The 12,502-nt window shown below is 36.1% G+C and carries 10 protein-coding genes and 1 pseudogene; 9 read left to right on the forward strand and 2 right to left on the reverse strand.

The window, feature by feature from the left end; all coding sequences use genetic code 11:
• Position 1 precedes the first annotated feature (1 nt).
• From panD to NSQ40_RS08280, 8 genes are all read left to right on the forward strand, one after another.
• Positions 2-385: an aspartate 1-decarboxylase gene (gene panD, locus NSQ40_RS08245; RefSeq protein ID WP_006094314.1), complete on the forward strand. Its 384-nt coding sequence runs from the start codon at positions 2-4 to the stop codon at positions 383-385.
• A gap of 373 nt (positions 386-758) precedes the next feature.
• A complete protein-coding gene (dinG, locus tag NSQ40_RS08250) occupies positions 759-3,551 on the forward strand; it encodes an ATP-dependent DNA helicase DinG (protein WP_098187777.1) in 2,793 nt (930 codons plus the stop codon).
• A 413-nt stretch (positions 3,552-3,964) separates the two neighbouring features.
• Positions 3,965-4,135 carry a YpmA family protein gene (locus tag NSQ40_RS08255; protein WP_000412180.1) on the forward strand — a complete coding sequence of 57 codons (171 nt, stop codon included), beginning with the start codon at positions 3,965-3,967 and terminating at the stop codon, positions 4,133-4,135.
• 7 nt (positions 4,136-4,142) lie between these two features.
• The gene (locus NSQ40_RS08260) at positions 4,143-4,619 is read left to right on the forward strand and encodes a cell wall elongation regulator TseB-like domain-containing protein (RefSeq protein WP_003206481.1); all 477 of its coding nucleotides are present in this window, start codon (positions 4,143-4,145) and stop codon (positions 4,617-4,619) included.
• A 19-nt stretch (positions 4,620-4,638) separates the two neighbouring features.
• Positions 4,639-5,826, forward strand: coding sequence for an aspartate transaminase AspB (gene aspB, locus NSQ40_RS08265; protein WP_003206480.1), 1,188 nt, complete (start codon positions 4,639-4,641; stop codon positions 5,824-5,826).
• Positions 5,827-5,970: 144 nt separating this feature from the next.
• Positions 5,971-6,678, forward strand: coding sequence for a DNA replication protein DnaD (gene dnaD, locus NSQ40_RS08270; protein WP_016114116.1), 708 nt, complete (start codon positions 5,971-5,973; stop codon positions 6,676-6,678).
• Between the two features lie 15 nt (positions 6,679-6,693).
• Positions 6,694-7,341 carry an endonuclease III gene (gene nth, locus NSQ40_RS08275; RefSeq protein ID WP_006094317.1) on the forward strand — a complete coding sequence of 216 codons (648 nt, stop codon included), beginning with the start codon at positions 6,694-6,696 and terminating at the stop codon, positions 7,339-7,341.
• A 4-nt stretch (positions 7,342-7,345) separates the two neighbouring features.
• Positions 7,346-7,864: a YpoC family protein gene (locus NSQ40_RS08280; RefSeq protein WP_006094318.1), complete on the forward strand. Its 519-nt coding sequence runs from the start codon at positions 7,346-7,348 to the stop codon at positions 7,862-7,864.
• A gap of 191 nt (positions 7,865-8,055) precedes the next feature.
• Here NSQ40_RS08280 and NSQ40_RS08285 read toward each other — a convergent pair.
• Together NSQ40_RS08285 and recU are read right to left on the reverse strand one after the other, a co-directional pair.
• Positions 8,056-10,557: pseudogene (locus NSQ40_RS08285) on the reverse strand (PBP1A family penicillin-binding protein); the annotation flags it as partial.
• A 65-nt stretch (positions 10,558-10,622) separates the two neighbouring features.
• A complete protein-coding gene (recU, locus tag NSQ40_RS08290) occupies positions 10,623-11,225 on the reverse strand; it encodes a Holliday junction resolvase RecU (protein WP_018764294.1) in 603 nt (200 codons plus the stop codon).
• Between the two features lie 103 nt (positions 11,226-11,328).
• Here recU and NSQ40_RS08295 point away from each other — a divergent pair, with 103 nt between their 5' ends.
• On the forward strand, positions 11,329-12,354 hold the full coding sequence (locus tag NSQ40_RS08295) for a DUF2515 domain-containing protein (protein WP_258248227.1): 1,026 nt from the start codon (positions 11,329-11,331) through the stop codon (positions 12,352-12,354).
• The last annotated feature ends 148 nt before the right edge of the window (positions 12,355-12,502 follow it).

The raw sequence follows: 12,502 nt of genomic DNA on the forward strand, positions 1-12,502 counted from the left end.
TATGTTTCGCACAATGATGAGAGCAAAGTTACATCGCGCGACTGTAACAGAAGCAAATTTAAATTATGTAGGTAGTATTACAATTGATGAAGATTTAATGGACGCAGTGGAGATTGTAGAAAATGAAAAAGTACAAATTGTAAATAATAACAATGGAGCTCGCTTAGAGACGTATGTAATTAAAGGAGAACGTGGCAGCGGTGTTGTTTGTTTAAATGGTGCAGCTGCAAGACTTGTACAACCTGAAGATAAAGTTATTATTATTTGTTACGGTCTCGTAGCGACAGAAGATGTAGATAAACAAGTACCAAAAATTGCGGTGTTAGATGATAACAATCAAATTGTTGAAATGTTAGGTGCTGAAAAAGCAGGTACGATTTTATAAAATGAAAAGCTATCTCATATGAGGTAGCTTTTCATTTTATCTTGCTATCACGGCGGCAGTAAGAGATCTACCTCAAGATTCAGAGAGGCGCGGCAAATAGGTGAGTGGGGATAATAGCATGTGAAATCCCGCGGATGGAAGCTTACTTTATGTAAATACACGTAAAAAAACGGTTCGGAAAAATTATTCATTGATAAAGAAGATTAAAGATTTTTTTGAAACTATATACTTGAATGAATAGAAAGAGTCCTTTTTTCAACACCAGGCTCTTCTATTTTTTGTCCATCTTTTCATTAAGATGATATAAAACGTGGTATAGTAACAATATATGAATTTTTGTTGTTTGAAAGGGTAAGAAATTGAGGTGTTACATATGAGTAAGCGTTATGTCGTTGTCGATTTAGAGACGACAGGGAACTCCTGGAAAGATGGGAAGGACAGAATTACACAAATTGCAGCTGTTGTAGTAGAAGATGGAGAGATATTGGAAATCTTTTCGTCTTTTGTTAACCCGAAGAGAGAGATTCCTCCATTTATTACAGAATTAACAGGGATTGATGAAAATCTCGTGAAACAAGCCCCGCTATTTTGCGATGTAGCGCCGATGGTAGCCGAACTATTACAGGGTGCTTATTTTGTTGCACATAACGTTCACTTTGATTGGAATTTTTTGAAGGAAGAATTAAAACAGGCTGGATATGGAGAAGTAAACTGTCCAAAAATTGATACGGTTGAATTGGCACAAATTTTATTGCCGACAGCTGATAGCTATAAATTGCGTGATTTAGCAAAAAAACATGAATTGGAACATGATCAACCGCATCGTGCGGATAGTGATGCTCTTGTGACAGCGGAATTATTTTTACAATTTCTAAATCAATTAGAAAAACTACCGCTTGTCACATTACAATCTTTATATGAACTAAGCGATGTATTCCAAAGTGATATAGCGAATATCATTTCAGAAAATATTTTAAATAAAGTGATGCTTGGTACAGAAGATGCAAAGGAATATGAAGTATATCGAAATATTGCGCTTCGAAAACGAAATTATTCATTAGAAATCGGTGATGATTGTTTATCTAAATTTGATGCTTTTTTACACAAGTCAATGGGACAACTTGAGCTAAAGATGCCAAATTTTGAACAAAGAGAAAGTCAGCAGCGAATGATGAAGGAAATATATACAGCATTAAGAGATTCTCGTTTTTCATTAATTGAAGCAGGAACAGGTACAGGGAAGACACTTGCTTATTTACTTCCAAGTATTTATTTTGCAAAGAGAAGAGAAGAGTCAGTTGTTATTAGTACGCAAACGGTACAACTGCAACAACAAATGATTGAAAATGAAATTCCTTTATTACAAAGTATATTACCATTTCCATTCGAAGTGGCTCTTTTAAAAGGAAGAAAACATTATCTTTGCTTACATAAATTTGAATATGCATTGCAAGAAGAAGAGAAAAACTATGATGCTGCGCTTACGAAAGCAAAAGTATTAGTATGGTTATTGCAAACGGAGACTGGTGATCGTGACGAGCTTAATATTCCAGAAGGTGGGAAGTTACTGTGGGATCGGATTTGTAGTGATACGTACAGTCCGGGCGGCATGCAAAGCAACTGGTTTAGTCGCTGCTTTTATCAACGAGCAAAAAATAAAGCGTTATTTGCAGATATTGTTATTACAAATCACGCTTTACTATTTCAAGATTTTGTTAGTGAAGATCCACTTTTGGCATCTTGTGAACATATTATTTTTGATGAAGCTCATCACATCGAAGAAACAGCGACTAGGACACTTGGAGAGCAGTTTTCATGCATGTACTTTCAATTAATCTTATCACGCTTTGGTACGTTAGAGACGGACGATGTGCTATCAAAGGTATATGAATTGATGAAAAAATCTCATCATTCGTCACGCTCAGCTTTTCGAATGGTGAGTCATAGGTTAAAGGAAATTAAATTCGATGCTGATGAATTATTTCAAATGTTACGTACATTTATATTTCAGCAAACGAAGCAAGAACAAGGGGCAAATAATATGCCGCTTATTTATCGATATAACGCGGACCAAGAGGATGGAAAGCTATGGAGAAGTATAGCTGAGTTAACAAATCGCTTCGTATACGAAGTGAGAAAAATACTTACTGCGCTAGAGCAACAAGCGGACTTATTACAAAGTAAAATCGAATGGGAGATGCATGTTGTTACAGGCGAGTTTATGCATTTAATTGAATTATTGCGTAAAATGGTCGACTCATTGCAGCTGCTTATATTAGAAAAAACAGAGTATGTGACATGGATGGAAACGGAAACGAAAGGTACAATTCATTCCACTGTGTTATATGCACAACCTGTCCATATAGGAGAAAGGTTTGCGGATGAGTTCTTAACAAAAAAGCGAAGCGTTATTTTTACTTCGGCGACTTTAACTGTTAATAGTACATTCGATTATATACAGGAACAACTTGGATTATATGACTTTGCACCAGACACATTAACAGTTCCATCGCCGTTTCATTATGAGGAACAAGTAAAGCTAATGGTTTCTACTGATGTTCCTCTTATTAAGCAAGTAAGCGAGGATGTGTATATAAGAGAAGTATCACATCATATTATGAAGATTGCTAAAGCGACAAATGGGAGAATGCTCGTTTTGTTTACATCCTATGAAATGCTAAAGGAAACATATACAAATTTAAAACAAGCGGATGAATTAGAAGGCTTTGTATTACTAACACAAAGTGTTCATAATCGTAGCCGAAGTCGTTTAGTTCGGAAATTTCAAGAGTTCGACAAAGCAATTTTGTTAGGAACAAGTAGTTTTTGGGAAGGGATTGATATTCCTGGAGATGCATTAAGCTATCTTGTTATTGTTCGGTTACCATTTACACCGCCTCATCAGCCAATGATGGAAGCCAAAAGTGAATGGTTGAAAAATAAAGGAGACGACGTATTTACGAAACTGGCACTTCCGCAAGCAATTCTTCGTTTTAAGCAAGGGTTTGGACGATTAATCCGTACAATGACGGATACTGGAACGGTGTTTGTTTTAGATCGTCGTTTAACCAACTCTTTCTACGGAAAAAGATTTATGCAATCTATTCCAAATGTTCCTCTTTATGAAGGGTCGTTAGAAGAACTGTTAGATCACTTAGAAGAATAAAGCGGATAAAGTGAAACTGTAATCACTGAGGGTTCCTTCATTTCTCACTGATTCTTCGTCTTCGCCAATCGTTTTTTGACGGGTAGTATATCCTACCTCACTTTTGTTATTTTTTAGATAACTTTGAGGTAGGTGGAATTACTATCGGTAAATAGCTAAAGGAATAACAGTAAGTGAAAAAATATGCCTGAAGTACGACGTACTTCAGGCATGAAATGTGGGTAGGAGGAAATTTATTTTTTCTTACTTCTTGTATACAAATGTTTCGGTTTTCAATTTGAAACCTTTTTTTGCTGAACATGTCCTGCTATAATAGATGGGTGATGAAGCAGGGGTTGTAAAGAATGTACTCTTATTGTAACCGTATTGCGTTCTTCTATAATTAGAAATTTTTGTGTAACGGAGGAGTTTTCATGGAGAAGAAAATCGAAGTGCTATCAACGACGCGTATTAAATATTCGTCTGACTTATATAAAATTGTTGATAGTTTGAATCGCACTTTAAAAGAGCAGGACCTCATGTTCGGATTGGCATTAGACGAAAACGAAAAAGAAACAGCAGTATTTACGATATACAGAACGTAGTGATGCAATGAAGAAGTGGATCTTTGCCATCATTATCGTTATCGTTGCCATTGGATTATATGGGGTGCATGTTTATAATGCGACAATGGAAAAGAAAATTCCGAAAGAGTCAAAAGTTGTAGAAATTGCAAAAGAAAAAGCAAAGCTTACGAAAGTAAAAACGGTTGATTATTATAACGGAAAATCTTCATATGCAGTCGTACAAGGTGTAGATGAAAAAGGAGAACAAATCATTGTTTGGGTACCTGAGAAAAAAGGGAATGTTCTAGTACGTAAAAAGAACGAGGGCATTTCTGAAAAGAAAGCTTTACAAATTGTGGCTGGGGAACGCAAGCCCAAAGAATTGGTAAAGGCAAAATTAGGTGCTGAAAACGATGTTCCGTTGTGGGAAATTACATATATTGATCAAGAAGGTCGTTATACGTATTATTATCTAGAATTTCAAGATGGGAAATATGCTGGATATTACAGCATTGAAAAATAGATGCAGGGGGAAACCACAAATGAAATTAGCAAAGCGAGTAGCTGCTTTAACACCGTCTTCAACTTTAGAAATTACAGCAAAGGCACAAGCATTGAAAGCTGAAGGCCATGATGTAATTGGATTAGGAGCAGGAGAACCTGATTTTAATACGCCAGAGCATATTATGGATGCTGCACATAAAGCAATGTTAGAAGGACATACGAAATATACACCAACTGGTGGATTAGCAACACTAAAACAAGAAATTGCGAAGAAATTTACTCGTGATCAAGGATTAGCGTATGATCCAACTGAGATTATCGTATGTAATGGAGCAAAACATGCACTTTATACACTATTTCAAGTGCTACTTGACGAAGGGGACGAAGTTATCATTCCGACTCCTTATTGGGTAAGTTATCCAGAACAAGTAAAGCTTGCTGGTGGTAAGCCAGTTTATGTAGAAGGACTAGAAGACAATCAGTACAAAATTAAGCCAGAGCAGCTACGTGAGGCAATTACAGAGAAGACGAAAGCTGTTATTATAAATTCACCGAGCAATCCGACAGGGATGATTTACAGCAAAGAAGAATTACAGCAGCTTGGAGAAGTATGTTTAGAGCACGACATTTTAATTGTTTCTGATGAGATTTATGAGAAATTGGTTTATGGCGGCGTGGAATATACTTCAATTGCCCAGCTTTCTAATGCATTAAAAGAACAAACACTTATTATTAATGGTGTATCTAAATCGCATTCCATGACAGGATGGCGTATTGGCTATGCAGCAGGAAATAAGCAGCTTATTAAAGCGATGACGAACTTAGCAAGTCATAGTACGTCAAACCCTACTTCAATCGCTCAATACGGCGCAATTGCTGCGTATGCTGGGTCGCAAGAGCCTGTGGAAATGATGCGTCAAGCATTCGAAGAACGATTAAACATTATTTATGATAAATTAATTCAAATTCCTGGTTTCACTTGTATTAAACCACAAGGTGCATTTTATTTATTCCCGAACGTAAAAGAGGCTGTAGCGTTAGCTGGATATGAAACCGTTGATGAGTGGGCAAAAGCATTGTTAGAAGAAGAAAAAGTAGCTCTTGTTCCAGGAACAGGGTTCGGTGCACCAAACAATGTTCGTTTATCCTATGCGACATCTCTTGAACAATTAGAGAAAGCGTTAGAGCGAATTAATACGTTTATGAGAAGTAAAGTACAGGCTTAAAAGGCTAATTACTTTCATTTTTACCACATAAGTTACTTTGAACAAATGAAGATGACCTCCCTATCTATAGGGAGGTTTTTTGACGAATTGTGGTAAAAGAAAATTATAACAGGTGTGTTATACTAGAAAGCGAGGTGTATGGTCATGAAGAAAAAAATGATGTTACAATGGTTTGAACAAGGCAGCGTCGCAATTCCAAAATTGCTTATGATGCATTATAAAAAATTAGGCTTAAATGAGATGGAATTTATGGTTGTACTCCATGTGCATACTTTTCTAGAATCGGGTAATTCTTTTCCAACTCCTTCAGAGATTGCAGAACGAATGACAATAACAGAAATGAAATGTATGGAAATCATTCAAGCGTTAATTCAAAAAGGCTTTTTAGCATTAGAAGGTAGTCAAAAATCTGAAGCTATGATGTGCGAAAGTTATTCGTTGCAACCACTTTGGGAAAAAATCTTACATTTTTTAATGAATGAAACAATAGAAGAAGAAAAAGAAGAACAAAAGAAACTTCAAGTGAATTTATATACAATTTTTGAACGGGAATTTGGGAGACCATTATCGCCTTTTGAATGTGAAACATTAGCGATGTGGCAAGATCAGGATCAACATCATCCGAATTTAATTCAAGCAGCTCTTCGAGAATCTGTAATGAGTGGGAAACTTAATTTTCGATATATTGACCGTATTCTCTTTGAGTGGAAAAAGAATGGAATTAAGACAGTTGATCAAGCGCAAGATCAAGGGCGGAAATTTAGAGCGAATCAACAACGCTCGCAGCAAGTAACGAAACAAGAGACCAAATATACGGGGAAAGTGCCTTTTTATAATTGGTTGGAGCAGTGATATAGGAGGAAAGGTATGTTAAACAAGACACAAATTCGCTATTGTTTAGATACAATGGCAGAAATGTATCCAGAAGCACATTGTGAATTAAATCATGATAATCCATTTGAACTTGTAATTGCAGTTGCATTATCTGCACAATGTACAGATGTCCTTGTAAATAAAGTAACGAAAAGTTTATTTCAAAAGTATAAGACACCTGAAGATTATTTAAATGTGTCCTTAGAAGAGTTGCAACAAGATATTCGTTCAATTGGATTGTACCGGAACAAAGCGAAAAATATTCAAAAGTTATGCCGAATGTTGCTTGAAGACTATAATGGAGAGGTACCACAGGATCGGGATGAACTAACAAAACTACCAGGGGTTGGTAGAAAAACTGCAAATGTAGTTGTTTCTGTAGCATTTGGTATCCCAGCTATTGCTGTTGATACACATGTGGAACGTGTAAGTAAACGCTTGGCTATTTGCCGTTGGAAAGATTCCGTTCTAGAGGTAGAGAAAACATTAATGAAGAAAGTGCCAATGGAAGAGTGGGGAGTTACGCATCACCGAATGATTTTCTTTGGACGTTATCATTGCAAAGCACAGCGGCCGCAATGTGAAGAATGCCGGCTACTAGAAGTGTGTCGTGAAGGTAAGAAGCGAATGAAGGGGAAATAAAAAGATGGAACAAGTTGTACAAGTACCGGATGAGTTTCAATGTAATCCTTTTTTTGAAGGGGAGATAGATAAGATTATATATCATACAGATGAATCGTTTGTGCAATTGCTAGAAAGCCATTATTTCTTATTTGATATAGGAAAACAATATGAGCCATGGAATGAAATAGAAATGGGAATTCCAGCTGTATTAGATATATGGAAAGACAAAAAAGAGGATATATCGATATTTTTTCAGGATCGAAAGCGAAATGAAGCAAAAAGGCCAATGATTCACTTTGCAGCTCATTTATTATCGAGTTTATATTGGTTAAACGGAAAACCAGTGTCAGGGTTAAAGGATATTAAAAACAAGATTGATGAGCTACAAATAAAACCGATTAACTTTATGGAACGTTATTCATTTATTACAAAGCAACCAAATCACTATCATTCCTATATTCAATTGGCACAGTTGTATGTAGAAATAGAAAAGCTGTATGCAAAAAAAATAATACAAAAAAAGAAGTCACCATCTCGTTAGAGAAAGGTGACTTCTTCTTTGTATTATGGTGTTGGGATAACAGGCTCTTTTGGCTGATCAGGTTTTGGTTTCTTAGCGTCGTCTTCAGCTTTTTTCTTAGCGTCGTCTTCAGCTTTTTTCTTAGCGTCGTCTTCAGCTTTTTTCTTAGCGTCATCTTCAGCTTTTTTCTTAGCGTCGTCTTCAGCTTTTTACTTAGCGTCATCTTCAGCTTTTTTCTTAGCGTCGTCTTCAGCTTTCTTAGCGTCTTCAGCTTTCTTAGCGTCTTCAGCTTTCTTAGCGTCTTCAGCTTTCTTAGCGTCTTCAGCTTTTTTCTGCTCATCTTGTTGCTTTTTGGCGTCTTCCTCAGCCTTTTTCTTAGCGTCGTCTTCAGCTTTCTTCTTGACATCTTCGCTCTGACCAGGAACAGTAAAGGATACACCAGCTGCATCGCTTGTACCTGTTCCTTTTTTCGCTACTACTGAGAAGCTGTAAGTTACACCTGGTTTCACCCCGCCAAGTGAAGCGTTTGTACCGCTCACGGATAGGCTACCACTAGAACCGTCGTTTGCTTTATAGCTTGCTGAGTAAGCTTCAGCGTCTGAAGGACCAGACCAGTTTAATGTAATCGTATTAGATGATGCATCATAAGATGGCGTTACACCAGTTGGTGGATCTACTTTAATCTGCTTAACAGCATCCTTTTTTGCACCTTTCACATAGAGTTCTTCATTTAAACGTTCTACAGAAGAAGGTTGTTCAAAACGAGATGTATCTGTAGCAAACTTACTCATCATTTCTTTGAATATTTGCTGTGCAATTCGGACTGAAGGTGATTTATCTGCAATATAGTTTTCTTCAGAATCTTTTTCATATCCTGTCCATACTGACATCGTATATTGCGGTGAATAACCTGCAAACCAACTATCTCTGTTGGCACTTTCTGGGATATTATATTTTTTTAATGTATCTGGATCATAGTTCTGTGTTCCTGTTTTACCAGCCACATCAATTCCTGATACATAAGCCGTTGGACCTGTACCACCAGAACCTGGTTTTACAACATCACGAAGAACATCCGTAATCATATATGCTGTGTAGTCTTTCATTGCTCGTATTTCTTTTGGTTTAAAGTTTTTCTCTTTTCCATCAGGAAAGACAACTTTTGTTACGAAATGTGGCTTGTTATAATTTCCTTCGTTACCATAGGCGGCATATGCACCAGCTACTTGTAATGGGGAAGCGCTGTTACTACCAATGGCTGTTGATTCGTATACTGTGTTGTCCTTGAATGTCATTCCAAGTCCTTCGGCAAATCCTTTTGATTTGTCTAATCCAACTGCTTGTGCTGTTTTTAAAGCAGGGATGTTTAATGACTTTTTCAATGCCTCACGTAAAGAGACATCACCTTTATAGCTGTTTGTAGCATTTCGGATTTTTTTACCGTTGGAATACGTATATTCTGAGTCATTTAATTGATGGTATGTAGACCATTGCATATATTCAATAGCAGGACCATAGTCAAAAATTGGTTTCATAGTCGAACCTACTTGGCGCTGCATATCAACGGCCATATTATGTCCTTTAAATGTCGTTTTATTTTCTTTACGGCCCGCACCAATTGCACGAACCTCACCATTTTTTGTATCCATGAATACGAAAGAACCTTGGAAACGATCGTTTGGATAGTTAATAATATCCCCATCCAGTAATTGTTCAGCGTATTCTTGTGCCTTTGTATCAATTGTCGTATAAATCTGTAATCCGTCAGATCCAATATTTACATCGGGCATTTCTTTTTCGATTTCTTTTACGACTGCGTCTAAAAAGGCTTGATAAGGCATTTCGGTTACATCTTTAGATGGAAGAAGTCCTTCTGTTACAGGGATTTTTATCGCTTCATCCATTTCTTGCTTTGAAATAAAGCCATGTCGATTCATTAACGTTAATACAACGTTACGACGTTTTGTTGCTCGATCGATATTTTCTTTTTTTGTTGGATCGTAAATATTTGGACCTTGAGGTAATCCAGCAAGCATCGCTGCTTCGTGTAATTTTAAATCTTTTAAGTCTTTTCCATAATAGGTTTTCGCTGCTGTTGCAACCCCATAAGAGCGATTGCCGAGGTTGATTTTGTTTAAGTACATTTCTAAAATTTCATGTTTGGAATATTGTTGCTCTAATTTATAAGCTAAATACCATTCCTGTACTTTACGTTTTGATGTTTTTTCCATCGTTAGAAAATAGTTTTTAATTACCTGTTGGGTAATTGTACTACCGCCTTGAGAACCAAAACCACCTGTGACATTTTCAAGGATTGCTTTTCCAGTACGCTTAACGTCGATTCCGTTATGTTGATAGAAGCGAGCATCTTCTGTCGCTAGGAATGCGCTTTCTACTACTTTCGGAACTTGATCGTAAGTAATATTCGTTCGCTTTTCGGCACCATATTCATAAAAGAAATTCTTGTCTTTATCATAAAATTTAGTTGATAGCGGATTGACAAGTTTTGCTTTATTTAGCTTTGGAGCATCTTGTACCATTACAAAAAAGGCGGAAACTCCAGCTATAAGACCAACAATGCCAAGAAGTAGGCAACCAATTAAAAATTTTTTGAAAAAGGAAGCTTTTTTCTTTGGTTTCTCCGTTTGGTTTGTTTCTTGTTTTTGATGTTGTGCATGTTTTCGTTCTGTACGAGAACGATAATTTTCTGACATTATACTTTCTCCTACCTTTCATTTTTTCCCCAAAAGTCGAAAAAAGAGCCTTATTGTTGACTCTATCACGAAAAATAAGCCATGTCTAGTACACGAATATAATCAATTCGAGGATGATAACCGCATGATAACAAGTATCCGTGCTCTTCGATTTCATGTTTCGCAATCGATTTGCGTCCACCAGCATCTTGGCGATTCCAAAATGAAACGACATGTTTTGCATCAAGTAAATAAAACTCGTCATAAAGTGTAAATTTAATAATAACAAATGCAATTCCGTTATGAGCTATTACTTGTTCCATATGCTTAATTTGATGAAGATGGAAATTTTGTAGCGGAAAACTTGTTTTATTTTTTGTTTCTTTCGCTTCGAAGTCAATGTATTTCCCCTTGTATACACCGTTGTAGTCTGTTGTAGAAGGCTGTTTAAAATAAGCTTCTTTCACAACCGCCGCACTTCGAGCGGGGTAATCCACCTTTACAATTTGAAGAGGAGTGGGTTTTTTATGTACGCATGCAATATTATGGGTTAAATAATATTGATTTGTTTCATTTAGTTCCTCTTCCAGAGACATACCTCTATTGCTATAAGTATGTTTTTTAAATTGTGTTTTTTGAGGTTGTAACGCTTGATTATACCTTTTTCCGTTTGGATAACGAATGGTCATAGTTTGTCCACCTCAACTTACCTAGAATTACTTACAAAGGTGATTATATCAAAAAAAACAAAAAAGATGCGATTTTTTTCAAGAGAGATGTGGTGATTCCTGTATGCATATGCAGAATGAGTATGAGAAAATAAATAGAGAGCGCAGTGGACTTTCTTGTACAATAGAAGAGAAACAATTAATAGCATATATAAAACAACAGACGACTCTAGCAAATATAGATAATATTTCACGCACACAGGCTTATCAAGAATATTACTTGAGAAATAAAGAAATCCGGTGGTCATTTCTGGCGAGTATGGTTTCGAGAAATTCTGGTTGGAATATGACAGATTTAGCAGGGGAATATTATCCGAATATTTTATCTGAAAGAATGAGGAAGCAACTGTTCCTTACTTATGAAAATGCAAATTGGCTTGTTTTTTCAGATGCATACCCACAATTGTTGTTATACGAGTACAGCAAGAAAATGAATAAACCAATCTTTTACTTATTACAGTTTTTTAACGTATCTATTTTTATGGAGAAGGAATGGAATGATTTTTGGAATAAAAGAGATCTCACACGTCTTATTACAGCACTTATTATTAATGAACAAAATAGGATTCAAAAACCGATTATTGAACACCCATATTTTCAAAAGCACGTATTCCAAACTTTACTGTTTAAATTTCAAGAGCTCTTTCATTTTAGTGCTGTAATTTTTCCGACTACAAAAGGGCAACTATATGGTTTTTCGGTTTATCAATTTGAAACATTACAAAAACGTATAGAACTCGGAAAGAAATTAGCTTGGCTATTATTTCATCCTAAATATGAAACGTTATTTTACGATTTTTCCTTGCGAACGTTTCCTACAGGATCAAGAATGGATTACGAGCGGTACTTTATAATTCCAAAAGAAAAAGATACACCGCAGTTAAGAGATGCTTTCTCAATTGTTTTACATCACCATAACGTAACGAAAGATTGGTTCCATAAAAAAATGGATATTGAGGCATTGTTTTTCTTTCAGGAACTGAAAGAAGAAGTTAATATTACAGAATGGTTTTTACAAAAACAACAACAAATACATCTTTTTTCTTCATTGAATAGCTTTTTTAAAAGGAACAATGACTTCATGATATAATAAGAAAAGTCCCGCTCTCTGACAGGGAGTCGGGACGAATGGATTACATAAATCGATTCATGTTTTTATACAGTTTCAATAAATATGATTCCAATTGAAATGTAGGGAAAATTGAGGAAGCTAGGTAAGAGAAATAGACCCGCCGATT

Source organism: Bacillus sp. FSL K6-6038, from assembly GCF_038050455.1.
Lineage (GTDB): Bacteria > Bacillota > Bacilli > Bacillales > Bacillaceae_G > Bacillus_A > Bacillus_A pseudomycoides.

Bases quoted from the DNA above. Each gene is read 5' to 3' on its own strand.
- panD (WP_006094314.1), top strand. From the start codon at position 2: ATGTTTCGCACAATGATGAGAGCAAAGTTACATCGCGCGACTGTAACA.
- dinG (WP_098187777.1), top strand. From the start codon at position 759: ATGAGTAAGCGTTATGTCGTTGTCGATTTAGAGACGACAGGGAACTCC.
- NSQ40_RS08255 (WP_000412180.1), top strand. From the start codon at position 3,965: ATGGAGAAGAAAATCGAAGTGCTATCAACGACGCGTATTAAATATTCG.
- NSQ40_RS08260 (WP_003206481.1), top strand. From the start codon at position 4,143: ATGAAGAAGTGGATCTTTGCCATCATTATCGTTATCGTTGCCATTGGA.
- aspB (WP_003206480.1), top strand. From the start codon at position 4,639: ATGAAATTAGCAAAGCGAGTAGCTGCTTTAACACCGTCTTCAACTTTA.
- dnaD (WP_016114116.1), top strand. From the start codon at position 5,971: ATGAAGAAAAAAATGATGTTACAATGGTTTGAACAAGGCAGCGTCGCA.
- nth (WP_006094317.1), top strand. From the start codon at position 6,694: ATGTTAAACAAGACACAAATTCGCTATTGTTTAGATACAATGGCAGAA.
- NSQ40_RS08280 (WP_006094318.1), top strand. From the start codon at position 7,346: ATGGAACAAGTTGTACAAGTACCGGATGAGTTTCAATGTAATCCTTTT.
- recU (WP_018764294.1), bottom strand. From the start codon at position 11,225: ATGACCATTCGTTATCCAAACGGAAAAAGGTATAATCAAGCGTTACAA.
- NSQ40_RS08295 (WP_258248227.1), top strand. From the start codon at position 11,329: ATGCATATGCAGAATGAGTATGAGAAAATAAATAGAGAGCGCAGTGGA.